Raw genomic sequence first — 17,896 nt, 5'->3', positions numbered from 1 at the left:
AATTTTGCAAAAAAAAGAACCCGCATGTAGCGAGTTCTTTTTTTGCAATCACACTTGTACAGGTGCTAGCTTTTCATAACGTAAAACTGGTTTACGAGCAGCCAATGTTTCATCTAAACGTTTTATTACTGTTGTATGTGGTGCTTCTTGTACAACTTCTGGATTTTCTTCTACCTCTTTAGCAATTTGAATCATCTTATCAATGAAACCATCTAATGTTTCTTTTGATTCTGTTTCTGTTGGCTCAATCATAATACATTCTTCCACATTTAATGGGAAGTAAATTGTTGGTGGATGGTAACCGAAATCAAGCAGACGTTTTGCAATATCTAATGTACGTACACCAAGTTTCTTTTGACGACGACCTGATAATACAAATTCATGCTTGCAATGTCTATCGAACGGAAGATCATAGAATGGTGCTAATCTTCTCATCATATAGTTCGCATTTAATACAGCATACTCAGTTACTGCACGCAAGCCATCTGGGCCCATAGAACGAATATATGTGTATGCACGAACGTTAATTCCGAAGTTACCATAGAATGGTTTCACACGCCCAATTGCTTCTGGACGATCATAGTTGAAGTGATAGCCATTTTCTGTTTTCTCTAAAATCGGTTTTGGTAAGTACGGAATTAAATCAGCTTTCACACCTACTGGACCAGAACCTGGGCCACCGCCGCCATGCGGACCTGTAAATGTTTTATGAAGATTTAAATGCACAACGTCAAATCCCATATCTCCTGGGCGTGCTTGGCTTAATACCGCATTTAAGTTTGCACCATCATAGTATAATTTACCGCCTGCGTTATGGACGATTTCTGCCATTTCTAAAATATTTTCTTCGAATAGGCCTAATGTATTTGGATTTGTTAACATAAGTGCTGCTGTTTCTTCGTTTACAACACGTTTTAAATCATCTAAGTCAACAAGACCATGTTCATTTGATTTCACAGTAATTGTTTCAAAACCAGCTACTGTTGCAGACGCCGGGTTTGTTCCGTGAGCAGAGTCAGGAACAATTACTTTCGTACGGTTAAAGTCACCGTTCGCTTCATGATATGCACGAATCAACATTAATCCTGTCCATTCTCCGTGTGCACCAGCTGCTGGTTGTAACGTAACAGTATCCATACCTGTAATTTCAATTAAATGTTCTTGTAAGTCATACATTAATTCCATTGCACCTTGCACTGTTTTTTCATCTTGAAGTGGATGAATATTTGCAAAGCCTGCGAAACGAGCTACGTTTTCATTAATTTTCGGATTATATTTCATCGTACAAGACCCAAGTGGATAGAATCCAGAATCCACACCGTGGTTACGGTTTGAAAGCGCTGTGTAATGGCGCATAATATCAAGTTCAGATACTTCTGGAAGCTCTGCATCTTCTACTCGAATATAATCACTCTCAAACACATTTTCTAATTTTACTTCTTCTACATCTAATTTGGGTAAGCTATATCCTACGCGTCCTTCTTTAGTCACTTCAAAAATAAGTGCTTGGTCTTGGTTCTTCATTGGATAGCCCCCATTTCGTTTACAAGTGTGTCAATTTCCTCTTTTGTACGAAGCTCTGTTACCGCTACAAGCATATGGTCTTCATGCTCTTTATAATCACGGCCTAGGTCGTAACCACCGATAATATTCTTTTGTATTAATACATCATTTATTTCTTTAACTGGACGTTTACAATCTACAACAAATTCATTAAAGAATGGTCCAGCGAACGTTACTGTGAAACCTTTCGCTTCAAATTGACGTTTTGCATATTGTGCTTTAGAAATGTTTTGACGTGCCATTTCTTTTACACCTTGTTTGCCAAGTGCCGTCATTGCAACAGAAGCTGCTAATGCATTTAACGCTTGGTTTGAACAAATGTTAGACGTCGCTTTATCACGACGAATATGCTGTTCACGTGCTTGTAACGTTAATACAAATCCACGTTTACCATCTGAATCTACAGTTTGTCCGACAAGACGTCCTGGAATTTTACGCATAAATGCTTTCGTTGTTGCAAAGTAACCACAGTGCGGTCCACCAAACTGCGTTGGGATACCGAATGGTTGTGCATCACCGATTACAACATCAGCACCGAATTTTCCTGGCGGTGTTAATGCGCCTAATGATAATGGATTTGAAGAAACGATAAATAATGATTTTTGTTGATGAACGATTTTTTCGATATCAGCTAACTTTTCCACTTGTCCGAAGAAGTTTGGATATTGAACGATTACACAAGCAACTGTATCATCTACTTCACTTTGTAATACTTCTAAATCTGTTACACCGTTTTTATGATCAATTTCAACAACTTCTAGATTTTGACCTTTTGCATATGTTTCAAGTACCGCTCTTGATTCTGGATGAACTGCCGCTGAAACAAGAATTTTCTTTTTGCGAGTATGACCAGCTGCTAGCATTGCCGCTTCAGCTAAAGCTGTACCTCCGTCATACATAGAAGAGTTTGCTACATCCATTCCTGTTAATTCACAAATCATTGTTTGGAATTCAAAAATTGCTTGTAATTCCCCTTGTGAAATTTCTGGTTGGTATGGTGTGTAAGCTGTATAAAACTCTGAACGAGAAATAACATGATCAACAATTACTGGAGCGTAATGATCGTATACACCTGCTCCTAAGAAAGAAGCATATTCTTTTAAATTAGCATTTTTACTAGCCATTTGAGATAACTCTTTTAAAAGCTCTGGCTCTGATTTTGCTTCTTTAATTTTTAAATCCCCTTTAAAACGAACACTCTCTGGAATATCAGAGAATAATTCGTCGATCGTTTGAACGCCGATCGTTTGTAACATTTCTTTTTTGTCTTCTTCTGTCATTGGAAGATAACGATGCAACATGAAATCTACCCCTCTCCCCGTTACTTTGAACGTTTATAAAATGGTGTTGGAACAACTACTGCTTTGACGCGTTTATTACGAATTTCAATTTCTACTTCTGTATCAACTGCTGCGTATTTTACATCAATTAGTGCTAAACCAATGCTTTTCTTTAACGTTGGAGATTGTGTACCACTCGTTACTTCCCCGATTTTTTCTTCTCCTATAAATACAGGGTAATGCGTACGAGGAATACCGCGCTCGATTACTTCGATGCCGACTAATTTACGAGATGCACCGTTTTCTTTTTGCTCTTTTAACGTTTCTTTTCCAAAGAAATCTGCTTCTTTATTTGGTTTTACCGCAAAGCCAATTCCCGCTTCAATCGGTGTAATATCTTTTGATAACTCCTGTCCGTATAACGGAAGTGTTGCTTCGAAGCGAAGTGTATCACGAGCACCTAAGCCACATGGTTTTAAGCCCTCTTCTGCTCCCACTTCAAGAAGTTTCTCCCAAAGTTTTGCTGCATCTTCACTCTTACAGTAAATTTCGAATCCATCTTCACCTGTGTAACCTGTACGAGATACAAGTGCAGGAATTCCATCTACAAGAATATTATTTTTAAATTTAAAGAACTTAATTTCTTTCAAATCTTCTGACACAACTTTTTGTAAAATGCCTTCTGCTTTTGGTCCTTGAATTGCAAGCTGCGCAACTTCACTAGAAACATTGACTACTTTCGCATCGCCAATTACATGGCTAGCTAACCATTCGTAATCTTTCTCGATATTTGACGCATTGATTACTAATAAATAGTCTTCTTCACCACGTTTGTAGATTAATAAATCATCTACTGTGCCACCATTTTCATAGCACATAGCTGTATATTGTGCGCCCCCTACCTTTAAGGTAGATACGTCATTTGTAACAACACGTTGTAAAAATGCTAAACTATCTACACCTTTTACCTCTACTTCTCCCATATGAGATACATCGAACAAACCTGCTCCTGTACGTACAGCTTCATGTTCCTCTTTAATGCTTGAAAATTGAACTGGTAATTCCCAACCACCGAAGTCGACTGTTTTCCCACCATACTTCGCGTATACATCAAATAACGGTGTACGTTGTAATGTAATCATGCTCTTTCCCCCTTATGCTCTGACAAATCAATAAAAGTTGCTTCCCATATCTAAACATTTTCATTCTGAAAAGATAAGGTTATACGGAATCTCAGTATATTTTTTTATGAAAGCGTAAATAAAAAGTTACTTTCTTGGATAAAATACGAAAGATTCCACACATTTCACACCATTATCCTAACATTATTCGCTATATTTCATCAATATTCTAGCATAAAAAATAATTTAGAATTTTTCATTCTTAATCTTATTAAATACAAATTTTGAAATTTAGCCCTTTATCATTGCCTATTCTTTAACTTTTAGTAATTGTGATAGCGCCTTATTACGAGGCTTATAATAAAGATTTTTTAAATAATCACTTTAGTTTATAAAAGGTGGGAGAGTCTTAATGAATGTCGATATTTCCGTAGATCGAACGTGGCAAAACAATTTTTTAAAAAGAATTGATGAAGATGGTCCTTGGACAAATTGGGATTTATATCATTTAGCTTATAAAACAGAGAAATCGTTACTCGTCCCTACTTTTGATGGATTGCAAGCACCGAAACATTTATCACATTTCACGCCGCTTCCACATCAATTAGAGGTCGCTCAAAATGTCATTGAACAAATGAATGGTAAAGCGATTCTAGCAGACGAAGTCGGACTTGGAAAAACGATTGAAGCTGGACTTATTTTAAAAGAATATATGGTTCGAGGACTTGTAAAAAAGGTACTCATTCTCGTTCCAGCTTCTCTCGTATCTCAGTGGGCGTATGAACTAAACACAAAATTTTTTATTCCTGCGGTCGCTCAAAAGAAAAGTTATTCTTGGGAACAAGCTGATGTCATCGTTTCATCAATCGATACTGCGAAACGTTCACCGCATCGCGATATCGTTTTAAACCTAGAGTATGACCTTATTATTATCGATGAAGCACATAAACTAAAAAATAATAAAACAAAAAACTATGAATTTGCACAGCGATTAAAAAAGAAGTTTTGTTTATTACTAACTGCAACTCCTGTTCAAAATAAAATCGATGAAATCTTCAACCTCGTTTCTTTATTAAAACCAGGTCATTTAGGCAATCAATCTAATTTTGAAGAATATTACGCTTCCAAAAATCGTTCCACTGAATCCGATGAAGATTTAAAAGCTCTTATCAATAAAGTAATGGTTCGAAATAGACGCAATAACACTGGCATTGATTGGCCGAAGAGGCATGTACGAACAATCTTCGTTGAATTCAATGAAGAAGAACAAGCTTTGTATAATGAAATTGAAAATTGGCGTGGACAAGATGCCGTCACATCTGCTTTCTCATCCTTAACTTTAAAACGGGAAGCATGTAGTAGTCGTGAAGCTGTTTACTATTCATTAAAAAAACATGTAGAAAAAAGACAGAAAGAAAATGAGCACTACATAAAGGACCCACATATTGATGTGCTGATGGACAAAATTAATCATATTCCGTTCAACTCCAAAGCAAATAAAGCACTAGAGCTTATAAAAGAAGTTGACGATAAAGTCATTATCTTCACTGAATATAGAGCTTCACAAATGTATTTACAATGGTTCTTACAACAACATGGCATTTCCTCTGTTCCATTTCGCGGTGGATTTAAGCGCGGGAAGAAAGATTGGATGAAGGAGCTTTTCCAAAATCATGCCCAAGTATTAATTGCGACCGAAGCTGGTGGTGAAGGAATTAACTTACAATTTTGTAGCCATATGATTAATTACGACTTACCGTGGAATCCAATGCGACTCGAGCAAAGGATTGGACGTATTCACCGTCTTGGACAAAAAAATGATGTTCATATTTATAACTTAGCAACAAAGCACACTGTTGAAGAGCACATTTTAAAACTACTATATGAAAAAATTAATTTATTTGAACGTGTAATCGGTGAACTCGATGAAATTTTAACGAGAATCAACATGAAAAATATTGATGCGCATATTCAAGAAATTTTCGCGCAGTCAAAAAGCGAAGGTGAAATTCGAATCAAGATGGAAAATTTAACATCTATTATCGATTTTGCGAAGCGCAATGAAGCAGAGGTGCAAGACTATGCAGCAAAATGAAATTCATAATTACTTATATAATTTTTTTGAGGCGAATAACTGCGAAATTTTAGAACGTTCCCCTCACCTATTAGACGTGCAGTTAACAATTGAAATGGATAAATTATTAATGAACCGCCCTTTCTATTGGCACTATCTTGAAAAAACAGGAGGCGTTCCGAACCCGATGCGCCTTACTCTTATTACAAATCCAGAAAACGAAGAAAACGACGGTGAACTTATTCATTACGGTTCACCCCGTTTGCATCAAATATTTGAAACAACAAAAGAACTAGGTTCATACATACGTTTATATGAGGAAGTGAAACATAGCGGTGCAACTCATACCCCCCTTCATCCTTGGCTTGGTGTAAATATAAAAGTATCTTATCAATGCGACCGAAAAAAAGACATACTTCATTCCATCGGTATTCATCTTATTTCCGGGACAATGATTGCAAACTTTCATGACACTTTAGCAGAGATCAAACTCACACCGAAAATACCTGACTTTTGTTTTACCCTCTCACCTATCATTAAGCCACAAAGTGGCTTACAACGTATAGAGGATGCTTTAAAAAATATAATCGCAGAAGATGACCATACGTGGGCAAAAGAAGCGAGAGTGCGTTGGAATCACGATTTAGACCTTTTAAATCGATTTTACGAAGATAGCGATGAACTTCCAGAAAGCTATGAAATTGAAAAGCAAGCATTACAAGAACAATACGAACCACGCATTACAATACAAATTATAAACGGTGGTCTCTTTTATGTTACCGCAAATCATTTTCTATCTTAAAGAAAGCTCCTTCAGATTGAAGGAGCTTCTTTTAAGATATGTTCCCAGCCTATTCTCTATCTTCATTACGCTCTTGCTGTTTTTTCTCTGTCATACGTTTCTGATATGCACGATCCTTTGCACTTACATGGTTTGCATCAGTTGGAAGATTCTCTTTTGAACGACCAATTCCATTACTCATCTTTTTCGCCTCCTTTTTGCATGTTTCAAAATGCATCTTTATTTTCAGCTAGAGGCACAATCCTTATACAAAAAAATAAGAGCAGCCAGTAGCTGCTCTTACTCATTCACGTATTTTTGAAACATATCATGGATGCCTTGATTTACGAGGTTCGAGATCTGTTCGTCAGATTTATTCGGATAACGATCACGTAATCTGATAGATGCCTTCACCATTAAATTTTCTAATACAGAACGGCCACCTTCTCCATAAATAATTTCAGCATACTTAACCAGTCTTCCATCCTCTAATGTTGCTGGATTATGATTGAAGAAAAATTTACTCATTGTCTCCACCTCTCTTTTGATAACGTTTACATTTATATAGATTATTTATGTTATTTATTTCACAATATTGTATGCATGTATATTTAATTAGTTTCATTATAAAGTAACATATCAATAGTAAATATGTGATTTTCCATCCATTTTGTGAACAAATCAAAAAATGAAAGCGTTTCCTTTATTATATACTAAAAAAACTTACTACGCTAGGGACAATTTTTTTAATCTACTAATCATCTACTTTTCTTTTTTTATTAAACCTTATACAATTTTCAGAAATTATATTATAAAATATATGTATGACTTAAGGAGGATTTGTATGAATCAAAATAAAAAAGCTATATTAGATCTTGTCTTTTATCTCGTATTCCCATTCCTCATTTGGAAATTTGCAAAACCTTATATCGATCCTTATTACGCAATGTTAATTTCCTCTGTTCCGGGGATTATTTATACACTGTATACCTTTAAAAAAGAAAAACAGTTTAACGTTACAGGGTTCTTTATTTTAATTACACTCATTTCTAATACAACGGTAGACTTAATATCTGGATCAGCGGAACGAATGCTATGGAATGATGCATATTATCATATCGTACTTGGCTGCATCGTTATATGTACAATCTTTATAAAAAAACCACTTATGTTATATTTCGCAGCGGATATTTCAGCACTGCAAGGTCATGATCGTGATAAAAGTCGTGAGCTTTATCGTGATAGTCGTATATATCCAGCACTGCAATATTTAACACTATTTTTCGGCCTTCAATTTATATTAAAAAGCTTCTTGAAAATCTATTTCATCTCTGTTTTCGGTGTAGATGGATATGGTGAAATGAGAGCTATTATGACCGCTGTTGGCTGGGGTATTTCTATTTGCATCGGAATAGGGTTTGTATGGGTAAATAATAAGATACATGCGGTTACTGAAGAAAAAGAATCTGTGCAACAATAAATAAAGATCCCCTAGCAGCTTGTTGCACTAGGGGATCTTTATTTTGCCAGACATATTACGAAAAAGTTAGCTTGATTTTTTTCTTTTATTTTTTACATTTCGATAAAACAAAGCAGCGCTCAGTGGCATAACACCAAACCATTTATTTAAGAATGGCTCTTTCTCCGCACGACGTTGTTGTTTCTGTTGTTTTCGATCCTCTTTTGGAGCATCCATATATGACACAAATTGCTGTGTCACAAAGCGTACATAATCATTAGTAGACATATTATCATCACCTCTACTTGATTAGTATGTCCACTTTTTTATTCATTAATCTTTTGCTTTAATTCATTCATAATTTGCTTTACCGACTTATTTGTCGTATCGATATGAATATCAGCCTCTTCATAATAAGCTCGGCGCGATTCAAATTTCGTTATAAATGCATCTATATCTTTCTTCTGAAATAGTGGACGTGTCGTATCTTCACGAAGCCTTTCTGCAATTACATGTGGATCGCAATATAAATACACAACAGTTCCATTTTCCTTCATCCACTTTCGATTTTCCGCTCGTTCAATAATCCCTCCACCCGTTGTAATAATTACATTCTGAACCGGTAGTGAACGTAACATTTCACTTTCATATTCCCGAAAAGTCATTTCGCCTTCTTCGGCAAAAATATCACGAATTGCCTTCTCTTGCTTCTCTTCAATTTTTTGGTCTGTATCTACAACATCCATATGAAGTTCTTTACTTAACACTTTTCCAATTGTTGTTTTCCCAGCTCCCATATAGCCAGTTATGTATATAGATTTCATTTTCGTTCCTCTCAATCATCCGTTATTATTTGTTATTATAACGAAAAATGTTACTTTATTTAATAAAAAAACGTTTTGTTCTTCTTATGCTATGAAGAACAAAACGTAACATACTCACTATTTTTTCGTAATCAAACAAGCTGGCTCACTTTTACTTATAAGTACCTCTTCTCACCCACTGCGTTGCAATCCATTTCTCACCCTTCGTAACAGGTGCCCCTCCATGTAACGTAAGCTCATTTAGTGATTGATCTTGATAAAAGTACTCAAAGTATACTGCCATTCCCTTTCTAGGGTGTACAGAAAGATTTAATTTCGGAAAGAATGTTTCTCCGCCTTCTTCTACATCATTTAAGTACATCACAAGAGTACTTATACGATTATTAGCAGCTGACCTGCTATGTTCTGCAAAATAATCATAGTGCGCTTTATATTCTTGATCCACTTCATAATTTAAAATGTGCAATCCTTCTCCATGCGCTACAGGAACATTCGTGATAGATGAAATTCGTTTTTCAATCTTCGAAGTAAGTTCATTCTCTTCCAAAAATGCACCACTACTCGTTCGAATATCATTTACATCACGTGATGAACCAACTTTAGAACGTTTCATATTATTTTTAGACAATTCAATCAATTTAGCGCACTCTTCATCACTTAATACATTTGCTAATACAACAATAAGAGGTTCTTCGAATTTTGAAATAATTTGTATTTCCCTATCCTCTGTCATAATCGTATTTCCTTTATGATCAAAAATAGTTTGTTCCTTACTTTCACCTATTTGATTGTTATTTGTCATTTTCTTATCTCCCTAGAAAAAATGATTGGATAGCATGAATATATCATATTCTTTCTACCTTTCTCTTTTTTGAGAAAATTTAAACTTTTGAACATCGTTCTTATCCCTTTCCTCAAAGAAATTGACTCCCTCCACAATAGAAACTCATGGTTCTTCTCCATATATTTTACATATTATCCTTCTACCCAATCAAATATTTTATTATCCTTTTCCCTATACCGAAAGCTCACTGTATAGAAAACTCTCTGTTTTGTAACACATTGCAACGAAATGATAATAACATCATTTTCAAAGACGTACTTTCCACTCACTTCTCCTCTTTCATACTGAAATAAAAAAACATCCTCTTTTTCTTTTTGCTGTAAGTCTCTTTTTATATCTGAAATAGCTCGATCAACAAGTTCCTCCATGAAAAAACTTTGTTCTATTTCAGAATAAAATTTTTTATCCGAAAGTAACATATTCGTTTCGTACATCGAAAATGAAATGAATAAAATAAGAAAAATAATTGTTCCTGGCATTACAAATCCATCTTGTTTTCTCATGTTTCTATCTCAATTTCACTATAGCGCACAGCCACGCCTTCATATATTTCACCACTTATATCTTTCACATATATATATAACAAATGAGGTGTTAATTTATACGAAATCGCTTCAATCCTTTGTAATATAAATTCCCTTCCGCGCATATTTACTTTTCTTATTAAATTACTATTCAACTTTTCATACGTCACCTGATCACCATTACGAAGTTGGAAGCGTAAAATATTCCCACCGTTTTCTAGCTCTATCTTCCTCCCACTTAATACTTCACGAAACTCTAATTGCATTTGTCCTAAAAACACATCCCACTCCCAGTCATTTAATCCTTTTGAATGTGTATTTTCTATCCCCATAATATGAAGACGCGGTAAAAGTAAAAAGAACATTGATAAAAGCAACAAACATGCAATCATTTCTATTAATGTAAATCCCGCTTCTTTTTTATTTTTCCTTTGCATAAAGGCATTGCTCCATCGCTTTTCCTCTCATATCTTTCCACATCGTACAAACTTCATCTCCTCTCCAATATGTGTAATATACAATTCCTTTTATGACTTGCTCTTTTACTCGCTTTTCCTCATTCTCATACTTAAATAAGGCCGCTTCTTTTTTTAATAATATTAATGCTTTATAGCTCATTTTTATATTTTTTCTTTCTTGCATAATTAATAATGTTTGCGGGAGCAATAATGATGCCGCCATCATTATTAAACTTAACGCTACAACCATTTCAACCATTACTGATCCTTTTTGACACTTCACGATACGTAAATCTCCCTCTTCCAAGCTGAAATACAATCTCATATTTATACCCTCGATAGGAAAGTAAAATCGTACCACCCCTATTAATATTCCCGCTCGGATTATATGTCATTGGATTTGGAAAGGTATGCAAATCCATTTGGACATCTTTATCATATTCTCTCTTAACAATTAATAGGTCTGTCTCCGATTCCGAAATATAATACATATGTTTCTCTTTAAACCAGCGTAACGTATAATGTTTTTGACGCTTAATCGCTAACTGCTGCATATACAAAATATCATTTGAAAACTGTTTCAAAAACTGCTCAACTTTTTGTTTTTCATGTAATGAAGTAACGTTAAAATGCGTAACAACACTCAGTACAGAAATAGCAAATAAGACAAGTAGCATTTCTAAAAGAGTAAAACCTTTTTGCTTCACGATTTCCCAGCTGATACCGTACCATCATCGGAAATATGGATTGGTTCACCTTTCGGACAAGTTTTTGAAGTAATATACTTTCCTGTTTCAAGTTCCTCTATTGATGGAATCTTATTATGTTGCAAGTGATATGCTTGTATTTGTGCTTCTATAGATTTCACATAGGCTGCACATCCTTTTCCTTGGACGGATGAGCGCTGTGTAACTACATTTGGAATAATTAATAGTAATAATACAGTTATGACAACCATAACTAATAACATTTCTAAAAGAGTAAAACCCTCCTCATTCTGCATGTAAATGCCCCCTATATAGAATTCATCATTTGAAACATCGGCATAATCATCGCTAAGTACATCAAAATGACTATAACCCCAAGACATGTAAATAAAATGGGTTGAATCACAAATAACATACGTTTAATTTTTTGTTCTACCTTTTCAATAATGAGCTCACTGTAATCACCAAGCTCATTTGCTAAATTACCGTTTGCTTGTCCATGCGTAATGATATAAGAAAGTTCTTTCTCATAATAACCGCTTTTATCAATAATAGATTGTAACGGTTCTCCTGCAATTAATTGCCGCTCAATTCGGTCTGCTTCATACTGAAAGAACGGATGATACTTTTGCTTCATCATTATTGTTAATGCTTCGTGTACGGACAATCCACCGTGTAATAAACCACTTAATTGAGTGGAAAAATAATGCGAATGATTTAAAATAAGAAATGTTTTCATAAGGGGAATACGGATCATAATCTTTACCTTTTGAGTAGGCGGAAGTTTTCGGAAATAAAATATATATATACTAAATCCCGTTATAACGATAAGAACAATCATATAAATGAAGTAGGGTAATAATTTAATTGCAACTAAAATTTGCTCCGTAAGTGGTGGTGCTGTAGAACGTAAAGAACTATACATCATTTCAAACTGAGGCAATAAAATGAGGTTAAAAACAGAAAGCATAATCATTAAAAAAAATGATAAAAACATAGGATATCGCATTACTTTCATCATATCTTTCCTATATTTATCTTTCTTGTAAAGAAGTACGCTTCCTTGTTGCAAAGCAAAAGAAATGTCACCATGTCGCTCTGCATAAAACAAATAACTTAACATCTCAGAGTGAAACATTAATTGGTGAAAAGAAGCGTGCAAACTTTGTCCATTTTTCAATCCCTCGATCATACGCTGTAACTGTAATTTCTTTCCTAATGGTAGTTGCAACTGCAAAAATTCTAACGCCTGCAAAAGTGAGTAACCTTTCTCTAATAAATCACTTAATCTTTTACATAATAATGCTTGATCACTTAAACTCCATTTTCTCTTAAACATATACATCTTCTTCTAAAAAGCCTAAAGCATACCCTTTTCGAACCGACGATTCCAACGTTTTATAGTGATACGTAACATGTTCTCCACTTGCTTCTTTAATCGCTTGTTTTAATTCATATCCATATAACAGTTCATAAATGCTTGCCTGTCTCACTTTCCTCATTGATTTACATAAAGTTGCACACTTCCCTCTGCAAAATGGACATTTTAATTCGACGAGCCGCTGAGCAGCTACTGCTAATAATGATTGTTCAATTTCTTGCCTTGTAATACCATAATCCATAAATCGTAGTATCGCTCCTTTCGCATCATTTGTATGCAAGGTTGTCATTACTAAATGTCCCGTCAAACTGGCCCTTACAGCTACTTTTGCTGTTTCTTCATCACGAATTTCGCCAACTAAAATAATATCTGGATCATGACGCAAAATAGCCTTTAATCCCGTTTTATATGTGATACCAGCTTTTTCATTTATTTGAATTTGTAATAAACCGTCTTTTCTTTGCTCAACTGGATCTTCCAGTGTAATGATGCGACGTGTTTGCCATTTTCTAGCTACTTCTAATAACGCATACATTGTTGTTGTTTTTCCAGAACCAGTCGGCCCAGTAAATACGAGTAACCCATGCGAATGCTTTAAAAAAGAGAGTAATTTTTCCGCTGAACTTGGAAATAACGAAAGGTGAGACAACGGCTGAGCAGATGCTTGTAAATGGAGGCGAATAACGAGACTTTCTTGATATACTGTTGGAAGTGTTGAAAGGCGTAAATACACTTCTTGTCCATCAATTTGTAAGTACAACGAACCATTTTGAGGCTTTCTCCTCTCTCCTATATCCATTGATGCTAAAAACTTAAAGTGCGAAACAAGCTTTTCTCCAAATTCCTTTCCAATACACCGTTTCGTAATTAAATCTTTCCCTATACGTAATTGAATCGCCACATCCTTTTGCCTGGGCACAATATGTAAGTCTGATGCTTGCACCCCACAAGCTTCTTTCATAATCATATTTGCAAAAAGCTCGACACTATTCATCAAGTTTCCCTCCTCACTATGTATATATCATGAAAAAATGCTCAAGAAAAATTAGAGATTTTGTATTTTCACTAAGATAAAAAGGAAAAATATGTTTGTGAAATTATGAACAATTTCTGAACTATTGTCTGAAATTACCTATATAGAAGTTTATCTGTATTATAATGTTAATATCTTGGATAAAGTGATAAAGGTGGAGATCCTCATGGAACAAGCTTTAAAAATTACAGGTGTGTTATCTGACCCTACTCGTTATTACATTTATAAATATATTTCGCAAAAGCATAATTACGTAACTGTACAAGAAATTGCAGATGAGTTTAACATTCATCCAAACGTAGCGCGTTTACATTTATCTAAATTAGAAGATGTTAATATGCTCAAATCAGAAACAAAAAAAACTGGGAAAGGCGGCAGACCAAGCAGACTATACGTCTTGTCTCAAGATGTCATCCAGTTACAATTCCCATTTCGCGATTATCAATTATTAGCACAGATAGCATTTAATTCACTACTAAGCTTAGGTAGCGCCGGTGAAAAAGCGCTATATGAAACAGGAAAACACTTCGGCAAAGAATTAATGCAACAGCATATGCATCGCTTAAATGTAAGTGCAGAAGCATTGACGATAGAACAAAAAATGCAAATCGCAAAAGAAGCATTCTCAACAGCTGGTTTATCTCCTGCTTTTGAAATAAGTACGGATGGCACAAAAATTTTCTATGATGTACACAATTGTCCGTTTAAAGAAGTTGCTGCGCATCATCCAACTGAAATTTGTAACATGCACGGAGATATGATGAAGGGGATTTTTGAGATCCTATTCCCGAACGTGGAATTAACACGAAACGATAGTCTACTAGATGGCTGCAAATCTTGTAACTATAAAGTGAAACTTTAATCAGTGGGGGGTGTTCTTCCCCCACTGATTATTAATTGAACCAATCGGGCTTTTACGGGCAGTTATCTCCCACCTAATTTCCTCGCATTTGCCGAATTTTGAGATGGGAGTTTTACTGCCCGTTAATGCGGGATAAAGTTCAAATTTAGTTTTTCAACTAAGAAGAAGTCAATATTATAATTGGCTTCTTTTTATATGAATGAATATTTACAATAGTTAGAAAAATGAACTATAATGAAAAGAGGTTTTACTTTTTTTAGAAAAGGAGGGAGATGGCATGGAGCGCATGTTTCGCGTTCTCGGCTTTTGGACTGGAATTTTCTCGGTTATGTTTTACGTAGGGGATATGCATTCGACCGCACTACTATTTTTAGGACAAACAGGATTCTTCGTACTTTTAAGTTATTTAAAATTAACAGAGCGTATGTATATATACGTATTCGGGGCATATTTAACCGTTTTCTTCATCGGATTTACATGGTACACAACATTTTTACTTGTCCCTGGAGCTGGGCATTAAGAGATGGCAAATTGCCATCTTTTTTTTAATTCCGTAATTCCCTAGTTGACTTATAGGTTTTATTACCTTATATTCTATATAACACATTGGAATTAGGGGGAATCAACATGAATACACTGCTTGTCGGGATTAACATCACAGTCATGCTCATTTTAGTTGGCGTATTGTATTATATGCAACGTAAGCATGTATCTTTTAATAAACGTGTATTTACTGCTTTAGGAGTCGGAATTATCTTTGGTCTTATATTACAATTTATTTATGAACCTACTTCTAAAGTAATTATCGAATCAAATACCTGGTTTAGTTTAATTGGTAACGGTTATGTGAAATTACTTCAAATGATCGTTATGCCACTTATTTTAGTATCTATTATTTCAGCATTTACAAAATTACAATTAACGAAAAACCTTGGTAAAATCAGTGGTCTTATTATCGGAATTTTAATTCTTACTACAGGAATTGCCGCAGCTGTCGGTATAGCTGCAAGCGCAGGATTTGATGTATCAGCAACAGGTTTACAACAAGGTGATGCAGAATCTGCTCGTCTGAAATTAGTAGAAGAAAGATTTACTTCTATTGAAAAGACAACAATTCCAGACAAATTGTTAGAACTGTTGCCTACGAATCCTTTTCTTGATTTAACAGGTGCTCGTCCAACATCAACAATTTCTGTTGTAATATTTGCAGCCTTTATCGGGATTGCCTTTATAGGTGTAAAACGAAAATATCCAGAACAAGCAGAGCTATTTAAGAAAATGCTTGATGCTGTATATGCAATCGTAATGCGTATGGTAACATTAATTTTACGTCTTACTCCATACGGCGTATTAGCTCTTATGGCAAAGACAGTTGCTGGTAGCGATATTAACGCTATTTTAAAACTTGGTAACTTCGTGTTAGCATCTTACGTAGCTCTTATCGTAATGTTTATCATTCACTTATTATTAATCGCATTATCTGGTTTAAATCCAATTCAATATTTGAAAAAAGTGTTCCCTGTATTAACATTTGCATTCACATCTCGCTCTAGTGCTGGTGCAATGCCATTAAATATTGAAGCTCAAAAAGAAAAGCTTGGTATTTCTGAAGGAATCGCTAACTTCGCTGCATCCTTTGGGGTATCTATCGGTCAAAACGGTTGCGCAGGTATTTATCCAGCAATGCTTGCTATGATGGTCGCTCCAACTGTAGGAATTGATCCATTACAACCACAATTCATTTTAACTTTAATCGCTGTCGTTGCTATTAGCTCATTCGGTGTTGCCGGTGTTGGTGGCGGTGCAACATTCGCAGCGTTAATCGTACTATCTACAATGAACTTACCAATCGGCATTGTCGCTCTTGTTATCTCAGTTGAACCATTAATCGATATGGGTCGTACAGCTCTTAACGTAAGTGGTTCTATGACAGCTGGTCTTATTTCTAGTAAATGGCTTGGTGAATTAGATCAGGATACGTACAATCAAGATGATGTAAAAACTGGTGAGATTGCTTCATAATAAAAAAGACGCTAACAATTTATACTGTTAGCGTCTTTTTTATTATGTTCCATCTCTATACATCTTCTCTTGAAAGTTATCACTCCAAGTATTCTTCTAGTTGCTCTTTTAACTCTTCCTCAATCTCATAACAAGATTCATCAACAAGTTCCCCTACTTTCTTACTCCCCCAAACTCTCGACTGAGTTGGCATCCCTAAAAAAGTATTTTCGCATCTCCAAATTGGAATAATGTAAAATTCAATCATCTCTCCTTCTTCATCTAATACCGCTATAGAAACTGATGAATAATATCCTATTTCAAAGGGATTCTCTTTTTCTCATTCAAATCCCATATCTAATTTCATATTTTCCCCTATGTATAAATGCGAATACGCTTTAAAAAATCCAAGTGATATTCGCGCTATTCCATTCTCCATACATTGAATCTTCTCTTTCAACTCCAATGTAAGCTCCTGTGCTTTATATTTCATTTCCGCCTCCTTAAACATAGAAAAAGAGAATACAATAACATATTCTCTTTTCTCAAATATATTTCATTATCTCACAGCCCGTCCCTTTCACAAATAACCATTTTGCTCGCACCATGTATGAAATTGTCCTACATCTACTCCAACTAACACGATATCCTTTAGCTCTACATCAATACTTTGTTCTCCAATTACAATAGCAAAATGGGATTCTAATTGTTTTTCATTTTTCTTTACAGTTCCAATTCGGTTCCGATGCGGCCCATTTTTTATATATGCTTTTTGTCCTACAATATCAAAGTTCAAGATTCTCACCTCTTTTACTGCGCTCAAATTGGAAATACAATCTCCACCTCGGAAAATTTCCTTTCATTGCACTATTTCTCTATATATATGACGAAACAATAAAAGAGTCCTTCCTTCTTTACAATTATTTTTTCTTTGTTTCATTTTTATGATTGAAACGTAAAGTTTATAAAAAAATACACTTGGAA

General features: G+C 35.0%; 22 protein-coding genes and 2 pseudogenes. 7 read left to right on the top strand and 17 right to left on the bottom strand.

Going from position 1 to position 17,896, the window contains the following annotated elements:
* Window positions 1-48 precede the first annotated feature (48 nt).
* From gcvPB to gcvT, 3 genes are read right to left on the bottom strand one after another with little or no spacing between them, the layout of a single operon-like run.
* Entirely contained in the window at window positions 49-1,524 is a 1,476-nt protein-coding gene (gcvPB, locus tag JFU54_RS10605; RefSeq protein ID WP_201064370.1) for an aminomethyl-transferring glycine dehydrogenase subunit 2, read from the bottom strand.
* A complete protein-coding gene (gene gcvPA / locus JFU54_RS10600; protein ID WP_002143124.1) occupies window positions 1,521-2,864 on the bottom strand; it encodes an aminomethyl-transferring glycine dehydrogenase subunit 1 in 1,344 nt (447 codons plus the stop codon). The genes gcvPB and gcvPA overlap by 4 nt, the downstream gene beginning before the upstream one ends.
* A gap of 20 nt (window positions 2,865-2,884) precedes the next feature.
* Entirely contained in the window at window positions 2,885-3,985 is a 1,101-nt protein-coding gene (gcvT, locus tag JFU54_RS10595; protein WP_002034013.1) for a glycine cleavage system aminomethyltransferase GcvT, read from the bottom strand.
* 391 nt (window positions 3,986-4,376) lie between these two features.
* Here gcvT and JFU54_RS10590 point away from each other — a divergent pair, with 391 nt between their 5' ends.
* Together JFU54_RS10590 and JFU54_RS10585 are read left to right on the top strand one after the other, a co-directional pair.
* Window positions 4,377-6,059, top strand: coding sequence for a DEAD/DEAH box helicase (locus JFU54_RS10590; protein ID WP_002015016.1), 1,683 nt, complete (start codon window positions 4,377-4,379; stop codon window positions 6,057-6,059).
* Window positions 6,046-6,840: a YqhG family protein gene (locus JFU54_RS10585; protein ID WP_002138323.1), complete on the top strand. Its 795-nt coding sequence runs from the start codon at window positions 6,046-6,048 to the stop codon at window positions 6,838-6,840. The genes JFU54_RS10590 and JFU54_RS10585 overlap by 14 nt, the downstream gene beginning before the upstream one ends.
* A 49-nt stretch (window positions 6,841-6,889) precedes the next feature.
* Here JFU54_RS10585 and JFU54_RS30080 read toward each other — a convergent pair whose 3' ends face one another.
* The gene (locus JFU54_RS30080; protein ID WP_002088613.1) at window positions 6,890-7,021 is read right to left on the bottom strand and encodes a hypothetical protein; all 132 of its coding nucleotides are present in this window, start codon (window positions 7,019-7,021) and stop codon (window positions 6,890-6,892) included.
* Between the two features lie 98 nt (window positions 7,022-7,119).
* The gene (locus JFU54_RS10580; RefSeq protein WP_000032698.1) at window positions 7,120-7,347 is read right to left on the bottom strand and encodes a hypothetical protein; all 228 of its coding nucleotides are present in this window, start codon (window positions 7,345-7,347) and stop codon (window positions 7,120-7,122) included.
* A 71-nt stretch (window positions 7,348-7,418) separates the two neighbouring features.
* On the opposite strand from JFU54_RS10580, the pseudogene JFU54_RS30195 reads away from it, so the two are divergent.
* Window positions 7,419-7,536, top strand: a pseudogene (locus JFU54_RS30195) (GTP pyrophosphokinase).
* A 127-nt stretch (window positions 7,537-7,663) separates the two neighbouring features.
* Complete coding sequence (locus tag JFU54_RS10575) at window positions 7,664-8,299, top strand: VC0807 family protein (RefSeq protein ID WP_002015010.1); 636 nt, start codon at window positions 7,664-7,666, stop codon at window positions 8,297-8,299.
* A gap of 66 nt (window positions 8,300-8,365) precedes the next feature.
* Here JFU54_RS10575 and JFU54_RS10570 read toward each other — a convergent pair whose 3' ends face one another.
* The 10 genes from JFU54_RS10570 to comGA all read right to left on the bottom strand — a co-directional run bounded on the left by JFU54_RS10570 (window position 8,366) and on the right by comGA (window position 14,010).
* Window positions 8,366-8,566, bottom strand: coding sequence for a YqzE family protein (locus JFU54_RS10570; protein WP_002015009.1), 201 nt, complete (start codon window positions 8,564-8,566; stop codon window positions 8,366-8,368).
* 38 nt (window positions 8,567-8,604) lie between these two features.
* Window positions 8,605-9,102: a shikimate kinase gene (locus JFU54_RS10565; protein WP_201038879.1), complete on the bottom strand. Its 498-nt coding sequence runs from the start codon at window positions 9,100-9,102 to the stop codon at window positions 8,605-8,607.
* A gap of 151 nt (window positions 9,103-9,253) precedes the next feature.
* Window positions 9,254-9,904: a prolyl hydroxylase family protein gene (locus JFU54_RS10560; protein WP_201064369.1), complete on the bottom strand. Its 651-nt coding sequence runs from the start codon at window positions 9,902-9,904 to the stop codon at window positions 9,254-9,256.
* Between the two features lie 173 nt (window positions 9,905-10,077).
* Complete coding sequence (gene comGG, locus JFU54_RS10555; protein WP_201038878.1) at window positions 10,078-10,449, bottom strand: competence type IV pilus minor pilin ComGG; 372 nt, start codon at window positions 10,447-10,449, stop codon at window positions 10,078-10,080.
* A complete protein-coding gene (gene comGF / locus JFU54_RS10550) occupies window positions 10,446-10,907 on the bottom strand; it encodes a competence type IV pilus minor pilin ComGF (protein ID WP_002088620.1) in 462 nt (153 codons plus the stop codon). Before comGF ends, comGG begins: the two co-directional genes overlap by 4 nt.
* Complete coding sequence (locus JFU54_RS10545; RefSeq protein WP_002088621.1) at window positions 10,891-11,187, bottom strand: hypothetical protein; 297 nt, start codon at window positions 11,185-11,187, stop codon at window positions 10,891-10,893. The genes comGF and JFU54_RS10545 overlap by 17 nt, the downstream gene beginning before the upstream one ends.
* Window positions 11,180-11,635, bottom strand: coding sequence for a competence type IV pilus minor pilin ComGD (gene comGD / locus JFU54_RS10540; protein ID WP_002088622.1), 456 nt, complete (start codon window positions 11,633-11,635; stop codon window positions 11,180-11,182). The genes JFU54_RS10545 and comGD overlap by 8 nt, the downstream gene beginning before the upstream one ends.
* Window positions 11,632-11,931: a competence type IV pilus major pilin ComGC gene (gene comGC / locus JFU54_RS10535; RefSeq protein WP_002088623.1), complete on the bottom strand. Its 300-nt coding sequence runs from the start codon at window positions 11,929-11,931 to the stop codon at window positions 11,632-11,634. The genes comGD and comGC overlap by 4 nt, the downstream gene beginning before the upstream one ends.
* Window positions 11,932-11,942: 11 nt before the next feature.
* Window positions 11,943-12,980: a competence type IV pilus assembly protein ComGB gene (gene comGB / locus JFU54_RS10530; protein ID WP_002138336.1), complete on the bottom strand. Its 1,038-nt coding sequence runs from the start codon at window positions 12,978-12,980 to the stop codon at window positions 11,943-11,945.
* Complete coding sequence (gene comGA / locus JFU54_RS10525) at window positions 12,967-14,010, bottom strand: competence type IV pilus ATPase ComGA (RefSeq protein WP_201038877.1); 1,044 nt, start codon at window positions 14,008-14,010, stop codon at window positions 12,967-12,969. The genes comGB and comGA overlap by 14 nt, the downstream gene beginning before the upstream one ends.
* 205 nt (window positions 14,011-14,215) lie before the next feature.
* Between comGA and JFU54_RS10520 the strand changes: the two genes are divergently transcribed.
* The 3 genes from JFU54_RS10520 (at window position 14,216) to JFU54_RS10510 (ending at window position 16,933) form a co-directional block, all read left to right on the top strand.
* Entirely contained in the window at window positions 14,216-14,911 is a 696-nt protein-coding gene (locus JFU54_RS10520) for a helix-turn-helix transcriptional regulator (RefSeq protein WP_201038876.1), read from the top strand.
* Window positions 14,912-15,188: 277 nt separating this feature from the next.
* Window positions 15,189-15,431 (top strand): DUF2626 domain-containing protein, encoded by a 243-nt coding sequence (locus JFU54_RS10515; protein WP_002015110.1) that lies wholly within the window; start codon window positions 15,189-15,191, stop codon window positions 15,429-15,431.
* 107 nt (window positions 15,432-15,538) lie between these two features.
* Window positions 15,539-16,933 carry an L-cystine transporter gene (locus JFU54_RS10510; RefSeq protein WP_002138338.1) on the top strand — a complete coding sequence of 465 codons (1,395 nt, stop codon included), beginning with the start codon at window positions 15,539-15,541 and terminating at the stop codon, window positions 16,931-16,933.
* Window positions 16,934-17,012: 79 nt separating this feature from the next.
* Here JFU54_RS10510 and JFU54_RS10505 read toward each other — a convergent pair.
* Window positions 17,013-17,405: pseudogene (locus JFU54_RS10505) on the bottom strand (hypothetical protein).
* Between the two features lie 87 nt (window positions 17,406-17,492).
* The gene (locus tag JFU54_RS10500) at window positions 17,493-17,708 is read right to left on the bottom strand and encodes a DUF3912 family protein (RefSeq protein WP_002034026.1); all 216 of its coding nucleotides are present in this window, start codon (window positions 17,706-17,708) and stop codon (window positions 17,493-17,495) included.
* Between the last annotated feature and the right edge of the window lie 188 nt (window positions 17,709-17,896).

Origin of the sequence: Bacillus sp. TH19, assembly GCF_016651075.1 — a bacterium.
In the GTDB taxonomy this organism is placed as follows: domain Bacteria; phylum Bacillota; class Bacilli; order Bacillales; family Bacillaceae_G; genus Bacillus_A; species Bacillus_A mycoides.
Note: the sequence above shows the minus strand (reverse complement) of the source record. Positions and strands in the feature narration are given on the sequence as shown.

Bases quoted from the DNA above. Each gene is read 5' to 3' on its own strand.
- gcvT (WP_002034013.1), bottom strand. From the start codon at position 3,985: ATGATTACATTACAACGTACACCGTTATTTGATGTATACGCGAAGTAT.
- JFU54_RS10510 (WP_002138338.1), top strand. From the start codon at position 15,539: ATGAATACACTGCTTGTCGGGATTAACATCACAGTCATGCTCATTTTA.
- JFU54_RS10585 (WP_002138323.1), top strand. From the start codon at position 6,046: ATGCAGCAAAATGAAATTCATAATTACTTATATAATTTTTTTGAGGCG.
- gcvPB (WP_201064370.1), bottom strand. From the start codon at position 1,524: ATGAAGAACCAAGACCAAGCACTTATTTTTGAAGTGACTAAAGAAGGA.
- comGA (WP_201038877.1), bottom strand. From the start codon at position 14,010: ATGAATAGTGTCGAGCTTTTTGCAAATATGATTATGAAAGAAGCTTGT.
- comGB (WP_002138336.1), bottom strand. From the start codon at position 12,980: ATGTATATGTTTAAGAGAAAATGGAGTTTAAGTGATCAAGCATTATTA.
- JFU54_RS10565 (WP_201038879.1), bottom strand. From the start codon at position 9,102: ATGAAATCTATATACATAACTGGCTATATGGGAGCTGGGAAAACAACA.
- JFU54_RS10545 (WP_002088621.1), bottom strand. From the start codon at position 11,187: ATGGTTGAAATGGTTGTAGCGTTAAGTTTAATAATGATGGCGGCATCA.
- JFU54_RS10570 (WP_002015009.1), bottom strand. From the start codon at position 8,566: ATGTCTACTAATGATTATGTACGCTTTGTGACACAGCAATTTGTGTCA.
- comGF (WP_002088620.1), bottom strand. From the start codon at position 10,907: ATGCAAAGGAAAAATAAAAAAGAAGCGGGATTTACATTAATAGAAATG.
- comGC (WP_002088623.1), bottom strand. From the start codon at position 11,931: ATGCAGAATGAGGAGGGTTTTACTCTTTTAGAAATGTTATTAGTTATG.
- JFU54_RS10580 (WP_000032698.1), bottom strand. From the start codon at position 7,347: ATGAGTAAATTTTTCTTCAATCATAATCCAGCAACATTAGAGGATGGA.
- JFU54_RS10590 (WP_002015016.1), top strand. From the start codon at position 4,377: ATGAATGTCGATATTTCCGTAGATCGAACGTGGCAAAACAATTTTTTA.
- gcvPA (WP_002143124.1), bottom strand. From the start codon at position 2,864: ATGTTGCATCGTTATCTTCCAATGACAGAAGAAGACAAAAAAGAAATG.
- JFU54_RS10515 (WP_002015110.1), top strand. From the start codon at position 15,189: ATGGAGCGCATGTTTCGCGTTCTCGGCTTTTGGACTGGAATTTTCTCG.
- JFU54_RS30080 (WP_002088613.1), bottom strand. From the start codon at position 7,021: ATGAGTAATGGAATTGGTCGTTCAAAAGAGAATCTTCCAACTGATGCA.
- comGG (WP_201038878.1), bottom strand. From the start codon at position 10,449: ATGAGAAAACAAGATGGATTTGTAATGCCAGGAACAATTATTTTTCTT.
- JFU54_RS10520 (WP_201038876.1), top strand. From the start codon at position 14,216: ATGGAACAAGCTTTAAAAATTACAGGTGTGTTATCTGACCCTACTCGT.
- JFU54_RS10560 (WP_201064369.1), bottom strand. From the start codon at position 9,904: ATGACAAATAACAATCAAATAGGTGAAAGTAAGGAACAAACTATTTTT.
- JFU54_RS10575 (WP_002015010.1), top strand. From the start codon at position 7,664: ATGAATCAAAATAAAAAAGCTATATTAGATCTTGTCTTTTATCTCGTA.